At 72.2% G+C, this 18,971-nt stretch carries 17 protein-coding genes and 1 pseudogene; 8 read left to right on the top strand and 10 right to left on the bottom strand.

Annotation, left to right across the window (positions count from 1 at the left end; all coding sequences use genetic code 11):
- The 5 genes and pseudogenes from PSH03_RS14775 to pdhA form a co-directional block, all read right to left on the bottom strand.
- Nucleotides 1-293 (bottom strand): annotated as a pseudogene (locus PSH03_RS14775) (LppU/SCO3897 family protein); the annotation flags it as partial.
- A 342-nt stretch (nucleotides 294-635) separates the two neighbouring features.
- Nucleotides 636-773: a hypothetical protein gene (locus PSH03_RS14770; protein ID WP_165435866.1), complete on the bottom strand. Its 138-nt coding sequence runs from the start codon at nucleotides 771-773 to the stop codon at nucleotides 636-638.
- Between the two features lie 218 nt (nucleotides 774-991).
- Nucleotides 992-2,446, bottom strand: a complete 1,455-nt coding sequence (locus tag PSH03_RS14765) for a dihydrolipoamide acetyltransferase family protein (RefSeq protein WP_238689467.1) — start codon at nucleotides 2,444-2,446, stop codon at nucleotides 992-994.
- Nucleotides 2,443-3,432, bottom strand: a complete 990-nt coding sequence (locus PSH03_RS14760; protein WP_238689466.1) for an alpha-ketoacid dehydrogenase subunit beta — start codon at nucleotides 3,430-3,432, stop codon at nucleotides 2,443-2,445. Before PSH03_RS14760 ends, PSH03_RS14765 begins: the two co-directional genes overlap by 4 nt.
- A complete protein-coding gene (gene pdhA, locus PSH03_RS14755; protein ID WP_210783011.1) occupies nucleotides 3,432-4,607 on the bottom strand; it encodes a pyruvate dehydrogenase (acetyl-transferring) E1 component subunit alpha in 1,176 nt (391 codons plus the stop codon). The genes PSH03_RS14760 and pdhA overlap by 1 nt, the downstream gene beginning before the upstream one ends.
- 596 nt (nucleotides 4,608-5,203) lie before the next feature.
- On the opposite strand from pdhA, the gene PSH03_RS14750 reads away from it, so the two are divergent.
- Nucleotides 5,204-6,025 carry a hypothetical protein gene (locus PSH03_RS14750; RefSeq protein WP_238689465.1) on the top strand — a complete coding sequence of 274 codons (822 nt, stop codon included), beginning with the start codon at nucleotides 5,204-5,206 and terminating at the stop codon, nucleotides 6,023-6,025.
- Between the two features lie 21 nt (nucleotides 6,026-6,046).
- Nucleotides 6,047-6,670, top strand: coding sequence for a phosphatase PAP2 family protein (locus PSH03_RS14745; protein ID WP_210783007.1), 624 nt, complete (start codon nucleotides 6,047-6,049; stop codon nucleotides 6,668-6,670).
- Nucleotides 6,671-6,766: 96 nt separating this feature from the next.
- Here PSH03_RS14745 and PSH03_RS14740 read toward each other — a convergent pair whose 3' ends face one another.
- Genes PSH03_RS14740 through PSH03_RS14730 form a run of 3 tightly spaced genes read right to left on the bottom strand, consistent with a single transcriptional unit; the run spans nucleotide 6,767 to nucleotide 11,550 of the window.
- Complete coding sequence (locus PSH03_RS14740) at nucleotides 6,767-7,990, bottom strand: hypothetical protein (RefSeq protein ID WP_238689464.1); 1,224 nt, start codon at nucleotides 7,988-7,990, stop codon at nucleotides 6,767-6,769.
- A gap of 57 nt (nucleotides 7,991-8,047) precedes the next feature.
- On the bottom strand, nucleotides 8,048-9,733 hold the full coding sequence (locus PSH03_RS14735; RefSeq protein WP_238689463.1) for a GTPase: 1,686 nt from the start codon (nucleotides 9,731-9,733) through the stop codon (nucleotides 8,048-8,050).
- Entirely contained in the window at nucleotides 9,730-11,550 is a 1,821-nt protein-coding gene (locus PSH03_RS14730) for a GTPase domain-containing protein (RefSeq protein ID WP_238689462.1), read from the bottom strand. Before PSH03_RS14730 ends, PSH03_RS14735 begins: the two co-directional genes overlap by 4 nt.
- 220 nt (nucleotides 11,551-11,770) lie before the next feature.
- On the opposite strand from PSH03_RS14730, the gene dnaK reads away from it, so the two are divergent.
- The 5 genes from dnaK (at nucleotide 11,771) to PSH03_RS14705 (ending at nucleotide 16,512) form a co-directional block, all read left to right on the top strand.
- The gene (gene dnaK / locus PSH03_RS14725; protein ID WP_112586096.1) at nucleotides 11,771-13,639 is read left to right on the top strand and encodes a molecular chaperone DnaK; all 1,869 of its coding nucleotides are present in this window, start codon (nucleotides 11,771-11,773) and stop codon (nucleotides 13,637-13,639) included.
- A 48-nt stretch (nucleotides 13,640-13,687) separates the two neighbouring features.
- Nucleotides 13,688-14,443: a nucleotide exchange factor GrpE gene (gene grpE / locus PSH03_RS14720; protein ID WP_210782999.1), complete on the top strand. Its 756-nt coding sequence runs from the start codon at nucleotides 13,688-13,690 to the stop codon at nucleotides 14,441-14,443.
- 85 nt (nucleotides 14,444-14,528) lie between these two features.
- Nucleotides 14,529-15,710, top strand: a complete 1,182-nt coding sequence (gene dnaJ, locus PSH03_RS14715; protein ID WP_210782998.1) for a molecular chaperone DnaJ — start codon at nucleotides 14,529-14,531, stop codon at nucleotides 15,708-15,710.
- Nucleotides 15,711-15,740: 30 nt separating this feature from the next.
- Nucleotides 15,741-16,181 carry a heat shock protein transcriptional repressor HspR gene (locus PSH03_RS14710; RefSeq protein WP_030332087.1) on the top strand — a complete coding sequence of 147 codons (441 nt, stop codon included), beginning with the start codon at nucleotides 15,741-15,743 and terminating at the stop codon, nucleotides 16,179-16,181.
- A 136-nt stretch (nucleotides 16,182-16,317) separates the two neighbouring features.
- The gene (locus tag PSH03_RS14705; RefSeq protein WP_210782997.1) at nucleotides 16,318-16,512 is read left to right on the top strand and encodes a hypothetical protein; all 195 of its coding nucleotides are present in this window, start codon (nucleotides 16,318-16,320) and stop codon (nucleotides 16,510-16,512) included.
- Between the two features lie 189 nt (nucleotides 16,513-16,701).
- Here the strand turns inward: PSH03_RS14705 and PSH03_RS14700 are convergent, their stop codons facing one another.
- The gene (locus PSH03_RS14700) at nucleotides 16,702-17,133 is read right to left on the bottom strand and encodes a hypothetical protein (protein WP_151491008.1); all 432 of its coding nucleotides are present in this window, start codon (nucleotides 17,131-17,133) and stop codon (nucleotides 16,702-16,704) included.
- 172 nt (nucleotides 17,134-17,305) lie between these two features.
- Between PSH03_RS14700 and PSH03_RS14695 the strand changes: the two genes are divergently transcribed.
- Nucleotides 17,306-17,764, top strand: coding sequence for a GNAT family N-acetyltransferase (locus tag PSH03_RS14695; RefSeq protein WP_238689461.1), 459 nt, complete (start codon nucleotides 17,306-17,308; stop codon nucleotides 17,762-17,764).
- On the opposite strand, the gene PSH03_RS14690 is transcribed toward PSH03_RS14695, so the two are convergent.
- A complete protein-coding gene (locus PSH03_RS14690; RefSeq protein ID WP_238689460.1) occupies nucleotides 17,753-18,967 on the bottom strand; it encodes a cation:proton antiporter in 1,215 nt (404 codons plus the stop codon). The two genes, PSH03_RS14695 and PSH03_RS14690, sit on opposite strands and share 12 nt — an antisense overlap.
- Nucleotides 18,968-18,971 lie beyond the last annotated feature (4 nt).

Here is an 18,971-nt window from a genome sequence, read left to right as displayed (position 1 = left end):
GGCTCGCTCGCGCCACCACCGGCGGCCCAGGCGGGCTGCGCCGGGTCGTTGGGCTGGGCAGCCGCGGTGGCACCCCAGGCGGGGGCCGGCGGCTGCTCGGACTGGGCCGCCCATGCCGGCGCCGACGGGTTGGGCCGCGTCGGGGGCGGGGGTGCCCAGCCCAGGTCGGGGCCGGCGGCGTTCTGGCCGTTGTCCGGCTGCGCCGGGCGGTCGCCGTACGGCGCCGGTCCGCCGGCGCCCGGTGACACCTCGTCCGGCTCCTGGCCGGGTCGGTGCGGGCCCTCGGACGTCATGGGTGCGCCTCCTCCATCACATGTCGGCTCGCCGGTGCCGATCGGTCTCCTCGGCATGGCTGCCGGCGTCACCGGCGTACCGCTGTGCCGGCTCCCCGCACGGTATCGGGTGTTGGCACGGCACGTCCAAGGAGCACTGGTCGTCACTCACCGTGGCCGGTTGATGTCGAGCAGTTTTGTCGGCTCGGCCTCTGCCGGGTCGGCGGGCGGCGACCGAAGCCCACCGTACCGGGCGCTGCGGCAGGGCGGAATCCCGGTGGTGGTGGTTGGGAAACGCCGATGGCCCACCCGGTGGGCCGGGTGGGCCATCGATCTGGAGGAGGTGAGGAATGTCGTGGAGCGTCAGCTCATGTGACGCTGGGCGATGACGAGGATTTCCTCGCGGACCGCCGGCGAGTTCGCGGAGCGCAGCGCGTGCTCGATGGCACGGGCGCGGCGGGTCGCGTCGCGGTGGTTGCGGATTCGCTCGATCATGCTCATTGGTGGGTCCCCCTAGCTATTCGGTTGTCAGCCCCTGATACGTCTATTCAACAGCAGAAGCCGGCGAAATTCCATCGATTATTAGGTGAGCTGAGACACCTGCCTAACAATCAAAGGTCAACAAGCCATCTGGCCGACGGTTCCGTTGCCCAACGGACACGGCCGGTGTGCCGGGCGTTAACCCGTGGCACACCGGCCGTGGCTGGCGTTCGAGACGATCAGGTCCAGGCGAGCAGCGCCGCCTCCGGATCCGTGAGGAAGTCGCCGACGTCCCGCAGGAACTTCGAGCCCAGCTCACCGTCGATGATCCGGTGGTCGAAGCTCAGCCCCAGCGTGGTGACCTGGCGAACCTTGACCTTGCCCTTGTGCACCCAGGGCATCTCCCGCACCGCGCCGAAGGCCAGGATCGCGGACTCGCCCGGCGGCAGGATCGGCGTGCCGGTGTCCACCCCGAACACGCCGACGTTGGTGATGGTCAGGGTGCCGCCGGACATGGCCGCCGGCGAGGTGCGGCCGGACTTCGCCGTCTGCACCAGGTCGGTCAGCGCGTCCGCCAACTCCCGCAGCGAGAGTCGGCCGGCGTCCTTGACGTTCGGCACGATCAGACCGCGCTCGGTGGCCGCCGCGATGCCGAGGTTGACGTACTCCTTGACCACGATCTCGTCGCCCGCCCAGGTCGAATTGACCATCGGGTGCCGTTGCACCGCCAGCAGCACCGCCTTCGCCACCAGCAGCAGCGGCGAGACCCGTACGTCGCGCCACTCCCGCCGGCCGCGCAGCCGGTCCAGGGCCTTCATCGCCCGGGTCACGTCGACGGTCAGGAACTCCGTCACGTGCGGGGCGGTGAACGCCGAGCGGGACATGTTCTCGGCGGTCAGCTTGCGGACGCCCTTGACCGGGATGCGCTGCTCCCGGTCCGCGCCGAAGCTGGGCGCTGTCGTCGCCGCGATCGGCTCGGCAACCACAACGCTCGCACCACTCGCCGCCTGCTGCACGTCCTCCCGGGTGATCGAGCCGAGCGGCCCCGACCCGGTCAACGTGCCGAGGTCTACCCCGAGATCCTTGGCGAGCTTGCGCACCGGCGGCTTGGCCAGCACCCCGCCGGTCGCCGTCGCGGCCCGCCCGTTCTGGGCCGGCGCGACCACCGGTGGCGGAGTCGGCGCCGCCGGTGCGGGAGCCGCCACGGCCTGCGCCGGGACCGCGCCCTTGCGGGGGCGGCGCTTCGCGGCGGTGGTACGCGGGCCGTAGCCGACCAGCACCGCCGTCCGCCCGCCCGGGGCCGCCCCACCGATCAGGCCGGGCTCGACCATGCCCTCGGCCGGTGCCACCTGCACCGCCGCCAGCGAGGCCGCAGACGGGGTGGGCAGGTCACCGCTGGGCGTGGCAGTGGTCGACGGCGCGTCCAGCGGCCCGGCGCCCGGGTCGGTGTCGATAGCGATGATCGGCGTACCGACCTCGACAGTGGTGCCCTCCGGGTGGTGGATCGCCTGGACCTGGCCGGCCCACTTCGCCGGGATCTCCACGGCCGCCTTCGCCGTCTCCACCTCGACGATCGGCTGGTTCAACTCGATGGTGTCGCCGACCTTGACCAGCCAGGCCAGGATCTCGCCCTCGGTCAGCCCCTCGCCCAGGTCGGGCAGGTTGAACGTCTTGATCCGGGACATGTCGCTCACCAGCCGAAGGTGCGGTCGACAGCGTCGAGCACCCGGTCGAGGTCGGGCAGGAACTCCTCCTCCACCCGGGCGGCCGGGTAGGGGATGTCGAAGCCGGTCACCCGCAGCACCGGCGACTCCAGGGAGTAGAAGCACTCCTCGGTGATCCGGGCGGCCAACTCGGCGCCGAGGCCGATGTTGGACGGTGCCTCGTGCACCACGACCACACGGCCGGTGCGCTTCACCGACTCGTACGCCGCCGTCAGGTCCAGCGGCGAGAGCGAGCGCAGGTCGATGACCTCCAACTCCCGGCCGTCCTCGGCGGCGGCGGTCGCCGCCTCCAGGCAGGTCCGCACCATCGGGCCGTAGGCCAACACGGTGACGTCGGTGCCGGGCCGCACGACCCGGGCCGAGTGGAGGGGGTACGCGTCGGACAGCGGCGTGGCCAGGTCGACCTGGCCCTTCTCCCAGTAGCGCCGCTTGGGCTCCAGGAAGACGATCGGGTCGTCCGAGGCGATGGCCTGCTGGATCATCACGTACGCGTCCTGCGGGTTGGCGCAGGTCACCACCTTCAGGCCGGCGGTGTGCGCGAAGTACGCCTCCGGCGACTCGGAGTGGTGCTCGACCGCGCCGATGCCGCCGCCGAACGGGATCCGGATCACCATGGGGATGCTGAGCCGGCCGCCCGAGCGGTAGTGCATCTTCGCCACCTGCGACACGATCTGGTCGTACGCGGGGTAGACGAAGCCGTCGAACTGGATCTCGCAGACCGGCCGGTAGCCGCGGATGGCCAGACCGACAGCGGTGCCGATGATGCCGGACTCGGCCAACGGGGTGTCGATCACCCGCTGGTCGCCGAAGTCCTTCTGGAGGCCGTCGGTGATCCGGAAGACGCCGCCGAGCTTGCCGACGTCCTCGCCCATGATGATGACCTTGGGGTCGTTCTCCAGGGCGCGGCGCAGACCGGTGTTGAGGGCCTTTCCGATGGTGAGCGTCTCCGTGGCCATCAGTGGGCGCTCCCCTCGAACGACTCCATGTAGCGGCTGAACTTCGCGCGCTGCTCGTCGAGCAGCGGAGACCCGTTGGGGTAGACGTGGTCGAACATCGTCACCGGCTCCGGGTCCGGCATCTCCAGGACCCGCTCGCGCAGGTGCACCGACTCGCGGCGGGCCTGCTCGTCGACCTCGGCGAAGAAGCCCGCGTCGGCGATCTGCTGCTTCTCCAGGAATGCCTTGACCCGGGCGATCGGGTCCTTGGCCTGCCACGCCTCGACCTCGCTGGCGATGCGGTAGCGGGTCGGGTCGTCGGAGGTGGTGTGTGCGCCCATCCGGTAGGTGTACGCCTCGATCAGGCTCGGGCCCTGCCCGAGGCGGGCGTTGTCCAGCGCGGTGCGGGTGACCGCGTACGTGGCGAGCACGTCGTTGCCGTCCACCCGTACGCCGGGGAAGCCGAAGCCGGCGGCCCGCTGGTAGAGCGGGACACGGGTCTGCCGCTCCAGCGGCTCGGAGATCGCGTACTGGTTGTTCTGGCAGAAGAAGACCAGCGGGGCGTTGAACACGCTGGCCCAGACGAACGCCTCGTTCACGTCGCCCTGGCTGGTGGCGCCGTCGCCGAAGTAGGCGATCGCCGCCTCGCCGTCGTCGGTGCCGGTCTTGCCGTCGATGGTGATCCCCATCGCGTAGCCGGTCGCGTGCAGGGTCTGCGCCCCGATGACGATCGTGTACATGTTGAACTTGAACTCGTTCGGGTCCCAGCCGCCCTGGTCGACGCCGCGGAACAGGCCGAGCGGCATGATCGGGTCGATGCCCCGGCAGTAGAGGACGCCGTGCTCCCGGTAGGTCGGGAAGGCCATGTCCTGGGTACGCAGCGCCCGCCCGGAGCCGACCTGGGCGGCTTCCTGGCCGAGCAGGCTGGCCCACAGGCCCAGCTCGCCCTGGCGCTGGAGAGCGGTCGCCTCGGCGTCCAGCTTCCGGACCAGCACCAGGTCGCGGTAGAGACCGCGGTATTCCTCGTCGGTGAAGTCGACGCGGTACTCGGTGCCGTCCGGCCCGGTGGCGCTGTCGATCCGCTCGCCTTCGGGGGTGAGGAGCTGCACCAGCGCGGGGTCGCCGGCCGCGCCCTTTTTGGAGCGGGGTGCGGCCCGCCTGCTGCGGGTGGTGCCCCCGGGGTCGCCCTTTGCCATCGGTCTCTCCCTGTCGTGTCTGCGTCGGCACCGGGGGGTCACCCGGCCGCGCAACTCGTGCGCCTGCCCGGCTGCTGCCGGACCGGTTCCTGGCGGCCGCGCCTAGCCCCGGTGGGGGTTGCCGCACGGCGTGATCCGGGTTCTGGCCGAACCCGGATCGGGAGCGCCGGCGCTCAACCGCGCCTGCCGCGAGGGTGCGCGGAGGTCACGGCTGCGTTGCCGTCGTGCTCCATATTCGCAGAGCAGGTGAGCGCGCCCACAGTACGCCTGCCTCCGCAATCCGACCGCCCCTGCTTTGACGCCGTTTGTCGCCATCATGCCGGCCCGCGTTTCCCATGCGTTGCGGCACGATTCGTCACCGTTCGGGCAGCACTGCGTGTCGACACGCGGTGGAGGTTGGCTGACCCACCGTGACTGCGCGAGGCTGATTCCCGCAGGATCGCGCCTATCGGGTTATTTGTCGGGTTTCTTGCCCCGGCGGCGCCCATTCATGTCCTCCGACGGCCGACGACTAGGGGTGTGCGGTGTACGAGCCAGGTGACGGTCCCGGCACACCAGCGCTTGGTAGGCACCGGTCAACCGGCGGCTACCGCCGGATGGTCGGTGTCCACCGGGCCCCCGGCGCCGGTGGCCCCTCCCGCGGTTACCTGCTCACCGTCGCGCTGCTGGCCGGCACGGCGTCGATGCCCATCCTCGCCGCGATCAGCGCGGGCTCGGCCACCCCGGGCAGCACCGCACTACCGGACAGCAGCACCCCGTTCATGCCGACCCCGTCCGTCGGGCCGGTGGTGATCCCAATGCCGATGACCAGCCAACCACCGCTTTCCCCGCTCGGCACACCCAGCGTCGGCCCGACCAGCGGCTGGCTGCCGGCCGCCCCGTCGCGTCCACGGGAAGGGCCCGCCGCTGCCGATCCCGGGCCCGCCCGGTGGACGACCGCCCCGCCGGTGGCACCGAGACCCCCGCGGAGCACCTCGCCGCCGGTGCCCCCGCCCGTCGCTCCGCCACCGCCGACCGACCCCGACCCGACCGATCCGCCGGACCCGGACCCGACCGATCCGCCGGACCCGGACCCGACCCACTCGCCGGGTCCGGACCCGACCGGCTCGGCCGACCCCGATCCGACTCCGACCCTGACGGTGGACCCGACGCCCACCCTGGAGCCGACACCCACACCGACCGACGACGCGACAGCGACCGCCGTGCCGACCATCACCCGGTCCGTGCCGGCTCCCACACCCACGCCGCCCGCGGTACCGACCCGCCGACCCAGCCCGGCGATCCCGTCGCCGTCGGCCGTCGCCTCGAGGCCCAGCGTCAGCCCGGCGCCTGGCCGGACCGACGTACCCCGCGGTGTCGCCGACGGTACGGTGACGATCAGGCGCGGCCTGTCCGGCGACGGCGGCGCTCGGCGGTAGGCGCGTACCGGAGGGGGTGGCGTGGGCGGCGGTGCGGAACCCCGCCCGGTCACCACCCGGCCCGGCCCGGGGTTGCGGATCGCCCGGCTGGTCACCGAGGTGACCGCCCCGGCGGTGCTCGTGTCACTGCTGATCATCACGGTGAGCTGGCACAGCGCCAGCCGTCCCGGTCAGGGCCTCGTCTGGGGTCTGCTCGCCACTCTGTTCGTCACCGGCATCCCGTTCGCCTACATCGTCGGCGGCGTACGCCGTGGCCGGCTCACCGACCACCACGTCGGCCGCCGGGAGCAGCGCCGGGCGCCGCTGCTGGTCGGCCTCGGTTCGGTAGCGGCGGGGCTCGCCCTGCTCGCCGTGCTCGGCGCACCCCGCCCGGTGCTGGCACTGGCGGTGGCCGGCCTCGTCGGCCTCGTCGTGGCCGTGTCGGTCAGCCACTGGTGGAAGATGTCGATCCACTCGGCGGTGGCCGCCGGCACGCTGGTCATCCTGATGCTGACCTTCGGGACCCTGCTGGTCGCCGCCGCACCGCTGCTGGCGGTGGTCGGCTGGTCCCGGGTACGGCTGAAAGACCACACGCTGGCGCAGGTGCTGACCGGAGGTGCGCTCGGCGCCCTGATCGCCGCGGCGATCTTCGGACCGCTGCGCTAGCCCGATCCAGGGCGGGCGGCGTGCCGCTCAGCCCTGGCGGGCGACGCCGGCCGGGCCGAGGGCGGGCGGCGCGTGGCCGCCCACCCTGGGACGCCGTCAGGCGCCGTCGTCGGCGAGGCGGTGGCGGTTCGCCTCGATCCACGCGTCCAGCGCGGCCGGGTCGTCCGGGTCCACCCCGTCGGCCATCAGCTGCGCCACCGCAGCGGTGGCAGCGCTGCGCCGCTCACCGGTCGAGTAGAGGCGGGCGAACTCCGGCACCATCTCCTCGATCGCCTCGTCGGTGCGCGTCGCCGCCGCCTCGGGCAGCCCGCGCTGGCGCGACGCGTACCGCGCCCAGGCCCGCAGCACCCGGGGAAGCATCGCCGCGTCGTCCATGTCCAGCACGGCCCGGCGGTGCACCCAGTCGAGCAGGAAGAGCCCGGACACCGCCGGACTCCAGCGCATCGGATCGGCGTCCGGGAAGCTCGCCGAGTGGTCCAGCAGCAGGCTCAGGCAGAAGTGCAGGGAGGCCAACTCCGGGCCGTCGACGGCGTCCAGCCCGAAGCGGGCCGCCTCCGGCGCGGCGAGGAACCGCCGGACCAGGTCGGTGCGTTCGGCCGCGGAGAGCGGCTCGACCTCCGCCGGACCGGTCGGAACGGCCGCGATGGGCAGCGTCGCCAGCCGGGCCCCGACCAACGCTCGGTCGGTGGCGAGTGACCCCTCGCCGGGCAACTCGCCCAGGTCGTCGGTGACCGCAAGATGGCGAGCCACCTCGCCCCGGAACCGGGCTGGATCTTCGGCCCGGAACCAGGTCAACTCGTCGTCGGCGCACATCTGCCGGACCTGGTCCAGGATCCGTTCGGCCGGCCCGCCCACGAAGATGTCCTTGGTGATCCCGATGTTGTGGTCCACCAGGGCCACCAGCGCGTGCTCCGAGCCGCCGGACTCGTCGTCGTAGGCGAAGGTCGCGAGGTAGGAGGTCTGGTCGCCGTACACGTCGCCGTACGCCCAGGTGCCGGTTAGGTGCACCCGGCCGAGCTGGGACGTCCAGGTGGGCGCCTGGCTGCCCGGGCGCACCCGATCGGCACCCTCGGCGGTCGGGACGAGCGTGGCGAAGACCTGCCGGATGGTGGTCGCCGCCGCGATCCTGCGGCGTGCGGTGGCGGCGAGAAAGCCGGTGACGAACTCCCGTACGGCGGCGTCGCGGTCGGTCTCCGCGATCGCGTAGACACTGCCCAGCAGGGCGCTGCCGAGCATCTCGGCGTCGAGGGCGGACTCCAGCTTGGTCACGTCGCGTGCGGCGTGCAGCACCGCGTCGTAGGGGGTCTGAGGCGTGGCCATGCTCCGACCCTACGCCGCCGGAGGCGTACGCAGAGCGGTAGCGAGCCGTGCGGAGCGTCAGCGGCGTGCGGCGTCCCGCAGCGCGTCGCGTGCCTCCTCGTACGAGCCGAGCACGATCCGTACCGGTGTCAGCACGTACTCGTCGCCCACCTGGGCGACCCGCGCCGTCAGCCGCTGGTCGGCGCGGGCCCGGGCGCGCCGGGCGGCCCAGCGCACCACCGGCCGGGTCAGCGCCGACACGAGCAGCCCGGCCAGCAGGCCGCCGAGCAGCAGCACTGTCGGCAGCGGCACCTGGCCGACCATCGGGTTGTCCAGCGCGGGCAGGCCGAGCGCCCGCAGCGCGTAGCCGAGCACCAGCCAGCCCAGCCCGACCACGGCGGCGAGGGTGACCAACCACTGCACACCGCCGACGATTCGCCACCACAGCGGGCGACGGTCGAGGCCGAGGTCGGTGCCGGCGATCGTGCGATCCAGGGCGTCCGGCAGGTCGCCGAGGCGGGACCGGGCGGCGGAGGTCACCGCGCCGGGCCAGGCGGCGGGCAGGTCGGCGGCGGCCCGGTCGGCCACCGCGCGGATGGCGAGGCCGAGCGCCGAGCGTTGGGCGGCCGTCGGGTCCGGTACCGAGGTGGCCGCGACCAGGCTCTCCGCCGGGTCGGCCTGGTCGCCGGTCGGGCCGGGCAGGTGCAGCCGACGCAGCGGGTCGGGTCGCAACCGCCGCCAGCCCCGGACCACGGGCCAGCCGGTGGCCGCGCCGGCCCGGTGCCGGTACGCCCGTTCCACGGCCTCGGTCACCGCCGGCACCCCGGCCGCCCCGGCCAACGCCCGGTTCAGCCCGTTGACGGCGGTGTCGTCCGGCCCGCCCGCAGGCCGGGCCGAACCGACCAGCTCGTCCAGGCCGGCGACGACCGTGTCGACGTCACCAGCGAGCCGGCGCAACGCGGCCTGCCGCTCGGCGACGGTGCGCTCCAGCGCACTGCGCAGCCCGACCATCCCGGCCGGATCGATGGCGGTGGTGGCCAGCAGGGGCACCCCGGTCAACCCGTCCGTGTCGAGCAGCCGACGCAGGTCGTCCAGGACCCGGGGTACCTCGACCGGGGACAGCCGGTCGGCCTGGTTGAGCACGACCAGCGTGACCTCGCGGTGCCTGTGGAACTCGCGCAGGTAGCTGTCGTGGATGACCCGGTCGGCGTACTTCTGTGGGTCGACCACCCAGACCACCTGGTCGACAAGGCCCAGGAGTCGGTCCACCTCGAGCCGGTGCGATCGCTGCACCGAGTCGAAGTCGGGCAGGTCGAGCAGGATCAGCCCGTGCAGGGCCGTCTCGTCGTCCGCGTCCAGGGCGCTCTCCCGGACGAAGCGGTGTCGGGGCAGTACGCCGATCCAGTCGAGCAGATGGTTGGCGCCCTCCAGCGGCCCCCACACGCAGGCGTGGGTGACGCCGGTGGTCGGCCGACGGACCCCGACCGGCGAGAGTTCCAGTTGGGCCAACGCGTTGAAGAGGCTGGACTTGCCGCTGCCCGTGGCACCGGCCAGGGCGACCACTGTGTGGTCCCGGGACAGCGCGAGCCGGGCGCCGGCCCGTTCGACCACTGTGTGCGCGGGCACCAGGTCGGCGTCCGGCAGCAGACCGTCCACGGCGGTCAGGAACCGGCGTACCGCGTCCAGGCGGGCGATCAGCGCGTCGGCGTCGACCCGCTGATCCCCGCGGAACACCTCGCGTACCCGGCCGGCGATGTTGCTCACCGGGAACCCTCCTCGTCGGCGGCGGACAGGCCGCTGCGGTGCCGGGCCAGCTCGACCCGGCCGGCGGCCCGGCGCAGCCCGTCGCCGGCGTCCTCGGCGGGGCGGGCGTCGGCGGTGCGGCTCAAGAAGCGGTCCGCCTCCGCGTCGAGCAGCGTCCGCACCCGGTCCAGCAGGTCGGCGCGGGCCTTGGCAGCGAGGGTACGCACCGCCTGGTCGCCGAAGATCGCCTGGAGGACGGCCTGCGCGGCGACAGTGGTGCCGGCCCCGGTGGCAAGCTCCAGCCCGGTCGGGATGAACGCGGTGGAGGCGAAGACGGCGATCATCACGGCCAGCCCGGTGGCGTTCACCGCGTACGCGGCGGTGCGGGCCACGAACCGCTTGTCACCGCCCTCGACCCGGACCAGTTCCAGCACTCCGCGCTGCCAGTCCCGGACCATGCGCTCGGCGCGTTCGGGTAGGTCGTCGCTCGGGTGGGCGAGCGCCGGGTCGAGCAGCCCGGCGCCGGCCGGATGTGCCTTCCACCCGGTGTACGCGGACTCGGCGGCCTCCGAGGCCACCCCGCGCAGCAGCGTCACCAGTTGCGACTCGATGGCGTTGCGCAGCTCGACGGCGGGCGCCGGTCGACCGGTGACGGCGGCCACCACCCGGTCCCGGAGGCGTCCGATCCGTGCCTCCAGCGTGCGGAACAGCTCGCCGGTGCCGACGAACTCCTGCCAGCGGGCGAGCACCTCACCCCGGAGCAGCCGGCCGTCCTGGAGCCCTTGCTCGACGGTGCGCTCGGCACCCCGGTACGCGGCCCGGACCCGTTCGTCCAGCCCGTCGGCGGCGGCGAGCTGCTCGTCGGCGGCGTCGGCCAGATCCTCCACGGCGGGGTGGAGTGCGGCCAGCGCCCCGTCGAGGGTCTGGCGGACCACCGCCGCCCGCGCGTCCACGTCGGCGGCCAACCGGGCGAACCAGTCGGCCAGTGGGGCGGTGACTCCCTCGGGCAGCAGCCCCTGGCCGTCGACCCAGGTCTCGGGCAACACGAACAGCGGTGCCCGGCCGAGGCCCTGCTCGGCGAGCATCTCGGTCAGGTGCGCGGCGATCTCGTCGGTGGCCTCGGCGGGCACCCGGTCCAGCACCATGGCGATCACCGCGCCGCGCGCCCGGGCACTGCGCAGCAGTTCCCAGGGCACCGCGTCGGCGTACCGGGCGGCGGTGGTGACGAAGAGCCACAGATCGGCGGCGGCCAGCAGTTGGGTGGCGAGCGCCCGGTTGGCGTCGACTACCGAGTCGATGTCGGGCGCGTCGAGGAAGGCCAGCCCGGCGGGCAGGGCCGGGGCGGTGACGAGGTGCAGGGCGCGCGGATCGTCGCTCGGCTCGGTGGTGCGGGTCAGCCCGGGCAGGAGGTCACCCTGCCGAAACCAAGCCGCGTCGGACGGGTTGCAGACCAGCACCGGGGAGCGGGTGGTCGGCCGGAGCACGCCGGCGGCGCTGACCCGGGCCTTGACCAGGCTGTTGACCAGGGTCGACTTACCCGCGCCGGTGGAGCCGCCGACGACCACGAGCAGTGGGGCGTCCAACCGGGCGAGCCGGGGCAGCAGGTAGTCGTCGAGTTGGTCGGTGAGTGCGGTGGCGCTGTGCCGGGCAGAGTTGGCGGAGGGCAGCGCGAGGGGATACCGGGTCGCGCCGATCGCCTCCCGGAGACCCGACAGTGCGCCGGGGAGGCTGTCGTCCCCGGTGGTGGCGGGCGGCTCCTCCGCGGCGTCCGGCGGGTCGGTGCGGGCTGCGACGGCGGGCGCACCGGAACGGGTGGCGGGATCGCCGTGCGTCGTCACCGCTAAAGCGTGCCCGACCGATGCAAGGGAAGACAACCGGACGGTAATAACGGCTGGGTTGCGTCGGGTTGACTCAAGTCAACTTGACGATTGGCCAACGCGTGGCACTATTGAGTCAAGTTCACTCAACTTGTGGTGGGGCCCGCTGCGAGCGGTGCTCGCCAGCAGCCCACGGGCGATGCCCGTCACCTGCACAACCTTACGAAGCGAGGAAGCGAAGATGGCACGTGCGGTCGGTATCGACCTCGGCACGACGAACTCCTGCGTCAGCGTTCTCGAGGGCGGTGAGCCCACCGTCATCGCCAACGCTGAGGGGTCGCGGACGACTCCTTCGATCGTCGCGTTCGCCCGTAACGGCGAGGTGCTCGTCGGTGAGGTCGCCAAGCGCCAGGCGGTGACCAACCCGGACCGGACGATCCGGTCGGTCAAGCGCGAGGTCGGCACGAACTGGTCCGTCGACATCGACGGCAAGAAGTACACCCCGCAGGAGATCTCGGCCCGGACGCTGATGAAGCTCAAGCGGGACGCCGAGGCGTACCTGGGTGAGCAGATCACCGACGCGGTGATCACCGTTCCGGCCTACTTCAACGACAGCCAGCGCCAGGCCACCAAGGAGGCCGGTGAGATCGCCGGCTTCAACGTGCTGCGGATCGTCAACGAGCCGACCGCGGCCGCCCTGGCGTACGGGCTGGACAAGGGCTCCAAGGAGCAGACCGTCCTGGTCTTCGACCTCGGCGGCGGCACCTTCGACGTGTCGCTGCTGGAGTTGGCCGAGGGCGTCGTCGAGGTCAAGTCGACCAGCGGTGACAACCAGCTCGGTGGCGACGACTGGGACCAGCGGATCATCGACCACCTGGTCAAGACGTTCCGCGGCGAGCACGGCATCGACCTGGCTCAGGACAAGATGGCCCTCCAGCGGCTCCGCGAGGCAGCCGAGAAGGCCAAGATCGAGCTGTCCGCCGCCACCACCACCAACATCAACCTGCCGTACATCACCGCCGGCGCGGCCGGCCCGCTGCACCTCGACGTGACGCTCAGCCGCGCCGAGTTCCAGCGGATGACGCAGGACCTGCTGGACCGTTGCAAGGGCCCGTTCGAGCAGGCCGTGAAGGACGCCGGGATCAAGATCTCCGACGTCGAGCACGTCATCCTGGTCGGCGGTTCGACCCGGATGCCCGCCGTGACGGACCTGGTCAAGCAGCTCACCGGCCGCGACCCCAACAAGGGCGTCAACCCGGACGAGGTCGTCGCCGTCGGCGCCGCCCTCCAGGCCGGTGTGCTCAAGGGTGAGGTCAAGGACGTCCTGCTGCTCGACGTGACCCCGCTGAGCCTGGGCATCGAGACCAAGGGCGGCATCTTCACCAAGCTGATCGAGCGCAACACCACCATCCCGACCAAGCGTTCCGAGGTCTTCACCACGGCGGACGACAACCAGCCGTCGGTGCTGATCCAGGTGTTCCAGGGTGAGCGTGAGATCGCGGCGTACAACAAGAAGCTCGGCACCTTCGAGCTGACCGGCCTCCCGCCGGCGCCGCGCGGCGTGCCGCAGATCGAGGTCGCCTTCGACATCGACGCCAACGGCATCGTCAACGTGCACGCCAAGGACCTGGGCACCGGCAAGGAACAGAAGATGACGATCACCGGCGGCTCCTCGCTGCCGAAGGACGACATCGAGCGGATGCGCCGGGACGCCGAGGAGCACGCGGAGGAGGACAAGCGCCGCCGCGACGACGCCGAGACCCGCAACGTGGCCGAGGCGCTCCAGTGGCAGACCGAGAAGTTCCTCGCCGAGAGCGGCGACAAGCTGCCCGGTGAGAACCGCGAGCAGCTCAACGAGGCGCTCGGCGAGCTGCGTGGCGCCCTCGGCGGTCAGGACATCGAGAAGATCAAGTCGGCGCACGAGAAGCTGGCTCAGGTCTCCCAGCAGGCCGGTTCGCTGCTCTACTCGCAGCAGGCCGAGCAGGGTCAGCAGCCGGGTGGCGAGCCCGGCCCGGGTGCGACCGGTGCGACCGGTGCGACCGGCGCGCAGGCCGGCGGCGCCGACGACGTGGTCGACGCGGAAATCGTGGACGAGGACGGCAAGAAGTGACCGTCGGCCTCCGACACGTTCTCACCGCGAAGGGGATGAGGTAGCCGCATGACGCAGAAGCCACGAGCCGCCGACCCGGGCGACACCGGGTCGGCGCCGGGTGGCTCCGCGACCACGGAGCCGACCGGCGACGGGGAGCGGGTCGTCATCCGCAACAACCGCAAGCTCGTCGACACCGCCGAGCCGGAGGGGACCGCCGCCGACGCGGAGACCGGTGTGCCGGCCGAGGGCCTGGTCGAGGACGCCGAGGTAGTGGTCGACGAGATCGAGGTCGAGGTCAACTCCACCGACGGGCCGGAGCCGTCCGGTCCGCCGGTGGTCGACGCCCCGGCGCAGCCGGTGGACGGCGGCGGCACGGGCACCTCGCTCGGCGCTGAACTGGAGGCGCTCCGGGCCGAGCTCGACGAGCGGACCAGGGACCTGCAGCGGGTGTCGGCGGAGTACGCCAACTACCGCAAGCGGGTCGACCGCGACCGCAGCCTCGTCCAGGAGCAGGCGACCGGCTCGGTGCTGGCCGCGCTGCTGCCGATCCTGGACGACCTGGACCGGGCCCGGGAACACGGCGACCTGGTCGGGCCGTTCGGCACGGTGGCGGAACAACTCACCACCGCGCTGGGCAAGTTCGGCCTGAACGCCTTCGGCGAGCAGGGCGACCCGTTCGATCCGACCCGGCACGAGGCGGTCGCGCACCAGACCTCGGCCGACGTCAGCGAGCCGACCTGCGTACAGGTCATGCGACGCGGCTACCAGCTCGGTGAGCGGCTGCTGCGCCCCGCGCTGGTCGCGGTCGCGGATCCGGAATAGTGCCAGACAGTGACCGGGCCGTCCCGCCCACCGTTCAGCGGTGGGCGGGACGGCCGGGCCACCAGGGTCGGAAGGAGGTGGACCGGTGAGTTCGAAGGACTGGATCGAGAAGGACTTCTACGCCGTGCTCGGCGTGGACAAGGCCGCCTCCGCGGATGACATCAAGAAGGCGTACCGCAAGGTGGCCCGGGAGTCGCACCCGGACCACAACCCGGGCGACCCGAAGGCCGAGGAGCGGTTCAAGGCCGCGTCCGAGGCGTACAACGTGCTGTCGGACAGCGGCCGCCGTCGCGAGTACGACGAGATGCGTTCGCTGTTCGGCTCGGGCGCGTTCCGGCGCAACGCCCGGGGTGGGGGTCAGCCGGGCGGCATGCCGTTCGACGTCTCCGACATGTTCGGCGGCGGCGGAGGCGGCGATCGTCGCTTCGGCGGCGCCGGCTTCCAGGACCTCTTCAGCTCGATCTTCAGTGGCGGTCAGGCCGGTGGGCAGGCCGCACCACACGGTCCGGCCCGGGGTCGGGACGTGGAGACCGAGGTGGCGCTGGACTTCGGCGACGCGGTGCGCGGAGTGACGCTGCCCCTGACGTTGCGCGCGCCGGGAGTCTGCGACACCTGCCACGGCAACGGGGCCAAGCCCGGCACCCAGCCGCGTACCTGCCCGGTCTGTCATGGTGCCGGCGTGACCACCCGAAACCAGGGGTCGTTCAGCTTCTCCGAGCCGTGCCGCAACTGCCAGGGCGTCGGCACAGTGGTCGAGGAGAAGTGCCCGGAGTGCCACGGCAGCGGCGGTGTCACCAAGACCCGCACCATGAACGTGCGCTTCCCGGCCGGTGTGGCCGACGGTCAACGCATCCGGCTGGCCGGGCGTGGCGAGCCGGGCGAGCGCGGCGGCCCGGCCGGCGACCTCTTCGTACACGTCAAGGTTCGGCCGGACGAGCTGTTCGGGCGTACCGGGGACGACCTGACGCTGACCGTGCCGGTCACCTTCGCGGAGGCCGTGCTCGGCACGGACCTGCGGGTGCCCACGCTCGACGGTGCGATGACCCTGCGGGTGCCGCCGGGAACGCCCAGCGGGCGGGTGCTGCGGGCCCGGGGCAAGGGTGTGGTCCGTCGCGACGGGCAGGCCGGTGACCTGCTGGTCACGCTGGACGTGGTGGTGCCGGCCCGGTTGTCGGACGAGGCGCGTACGGCGCTGGAGTCGTTCGCCGAGCAGACCCCGCCGGCGGCCCGGGAACATCTCGACGCACGGGTGCGTCGAGTCAGTTAGTCCGGTGGAATGGACGCGGAGGTGAGCGGGATGTCGGGCGAGTTCCTCGGTTCGGGCGACCCTGCCTACGAGGCCAAGGTGCTGATGATCTCGGTAGCGGCACGGATGGCGGGGATGCACCCGCAGACCCTGCGCCAGTACGACCGACTGGGGCTGGTGCAGCCCGGCCGGGCCGCTGGTGGCGGGCGTCGCTACAGCGTCCGCGACGTGGTGCTGCTGCGCGAGGTGCAGCGGCTCAGCCAGGACGACGGGATCAACCTGGCCGGCGTCAAGCGGATCATCGGGCTGGAGCGGCTGCTGGAGCAGGCGCAGCAGCGGGTGGCCCGGCTGGAGGCGGAGCTGGACGCCGCGTACCGCCGGGTGGCGGAGCTGGAGTCGTTGGCCCGCTTCCCGGGCCGGGATCTGGTGCCGACCAACCGCACGTCCACCGCCCTGGTGGTGTGGCGCCCCCGCCGGACGCCCGATCGCTGACCTGCCGCTCACCCGGATCTGTCTTCTCGGCCCGGACCGCGCTGGATTCCCGGCGCGGTCCGGGCCGCTTCAGTTAGCCTGTCGATAAGGGTCCAATCGGCTTAATATGGACCTACCGGCATGGCGAGGGGGAGCGATGGCGGAACCGGCGAAAAAGGTGGCCCAGCAGACCGAGGACCGGTTGGAGAACCTGGCCGAGACCGTCCGCAAGAAGTTCGACAAGGTGACCGAGGGGACCTACCGGGACCGGATCATCGCGGGCCGGTTCGCCGAAGACGGCGACCACGCCGGCGAACGGGGCCGAGCCGAGACGGAACGCAAGCAGGACTGACCGGTGACCGACGTGCGGGCCGGGACCCACGGGGGGTCCCGGCCCGTTCGCCGCGCCGGGGTCGCGGCCCGTTCGCTGTCAGAGGTGCGGGGCCGGACGCTGGGACGGCACCCTCGGCTCGGGGTGGGCGTCCGGCCGAAGCGCAGGTCCTTTCGAGCTGAATCGTTTGCGGCATCACGCCACAGCGTCTCAGCCGAGGCGGCGGTTCTCGCGGACCAGGCCGCCCTCGCACCAGTCCCGGTAGACGAAGAGGTCCGGTCGGGCCAACAGCACCCGGCCGTTGTGCGCCCAGATCCTCATCAGCTCGTCGCCGTCACGCTCGGCCTGTTCGACGAGCTTGCGGAAGCGGCGCTTGGGGTGGGCGCGGAAGTTCGTCCGGATGCCGTCGGCCGCGTAGATGTAGAGGCAGTGCAGCGCGAAACGCCGGGCCGGGCAGGTTGGATCCATCGCCAACTCGAAGAGCGTCAACACCAGCCGGTCGCCGGAGACCAGCAGGTCCCAGTCGGGTGGCATCGAGGCCAACGGCACCGAATCGGGCTTGTACGCCCAAGCTCGCAACTCCGCCGGAGTCGGATCGACGGGGTTGGCGAAGCCGTGGAACGTCGACTCCTGCACGCTCACCGGCCAACCTTCCGCTCTCGCCCGCGTTTGGCAACGCTGCCTGCGGACCCTGGCTGCTGGGGCGAAACGGTAACCCGCCGTCGGGTGCTGCGGTAGTACCCGCGGGGAGCAATTCCGCAACCGTTGGCACGGGCGGGTCCATTGCATCGACAGCGCAGCCGATGATGCACCAATGACTATCCACGTTAGACGGTTCCAGCGGGGCGCCGAGGCCGAGTTCGTCGCCGGGCTGGAGTGGCTTTTCGCCCCTCCCGGTAGCCGTCCCGGGGATTGGGACCGCGACCGCGCCGTCGAGCGAACCGCGCAATTGCTCGCCCACGAGGACGTCGCACTCTTCGCGGCACGATCGGACGAAGATCAGTTGATCGGCGTGGCCAGCGTCTACGTGGACATCCTCTCCGTGCGCTTCGGCCGTCGGGCGTCGATCGAGGATCTCGCCGTGCACCCCGAGTGGCGCTCCCGGGGTGTCGGCTCCAGCCTCCTCACGGCGGCCAGGGCGTGGGCGCACGAACAGGGTGCCGACTACGTCTTCCTGGAGTCCGGCCTGGCCCGAACCGAGGCGCACCGCTTCTACCTCCGCGAGGGTGCGACCCACGCCGCCGCGGCGTTCAGGTGGAGCTCAGGGCACTGAGTCGACCACCGGGACCGGCTCCCGCCGTTGGGCCGCCGCACGGCTGCGCAGCCACCGCTTGAACCACGGGAAGTCGGGCAGCCGAGCCAGGATCGGCCCGGTCACCACGGTGATCAGGACGTACGTCGCGGCCAGCGCCGCCAACTGCGGCTCGACGCTCCCGGCGGCCACCGCGAGACCGGCGATGACGATGGAGAACTCACCACGAGGTACGAGCGCCAGACCGGCTCGCCATCGACCGGGTTCCGCGATGCCGACCCGGCGGGCCGCGAGGTACCCGGTGAGCGTCTTCGTCGCCATGGTGACCACTGCCAACGCGAGCGCCGGCAGCAGCACCGGCGGGATGTCCCGTGGGTCGGTGACCAGGCCGAAGAAGACGAAGAACACCGCCGCGAACAGGTCTCGCAGCGGCGAGAGCAGTTCGGTCGCATGGTGCGCCACCGGGCCGGAGAGCGCGATGCCGACCAGGAACGCGCCGACCGCCGCCGACACCTGGAGCTTCGCCGCGAGCCCGGCGATCAGCAGGGTCAGACCGAGTACGCCGAGCAGCAGCGCCTCCGGGTCCTTCGCCGACAGGGCGGAGGAGATGAGGTGGCCGTACCGGATGGCGACCACCAGCACGAGCAGCACCGTGCCCACCGCGACGGCGAGTGCGATGCCGCCACCGAGCAGGCCGGTGCCGGCCAGTACGGCGGTGACCAGCGGCAGGTAGAGCGCCATCGCCAGGTCCTCGATCACGAGGACCGAGAGGATCACCGGGGTTTCCCGGTTACCGAGTCTTCCCAGGTCGGCGAGGACCTTGGCGATCACGCCCGAGGACGAGACCCAGGTGATGCCGCCGAGTACCAGGGCGGCGACCCAGTCCCAGCCGAGCAGCAGGGCGAAGGCCGCGCCGGGCAGCGCGTTGAACACGCCGTCGATCAGCCCTGCGGGGGCCGCCGACCGGAGGTTGCCGACCAGTTCGTTGGCCGAGTATTCCAGGCCGAGCATCACCAGCAGCAGGATGACGCCGATCTCGGCGCCCACCGCGAAGAACTCCTCGCTGGCGGCGAGCGGGAGCAGCCCACCGTGCCCGAACGCCAGCCCGGCGAGCAGGTAGAGGGGGATGGGTGACAGCCCTACCCGGCGGCTGAGCCGCCCGAGGACGCCAAGGAGCAGCAGCAGCGCGCCGACTTCGACGAGCAGAGTGGTGGAATCGTGCATCCGC

It is taken from the genome of Micromonospora salmantinae, assembly GCF_022230905.1.
Classification (GTDB): Bacteria; Actinomycetota; Actinomycetes; order Mycobacteriales; family Micromonosporaceae; genus Micromonospora; species Micromonospora salmantinae.
This window is presented reverse-complemented; position numbering and strand designations above follow the sequence as displayed.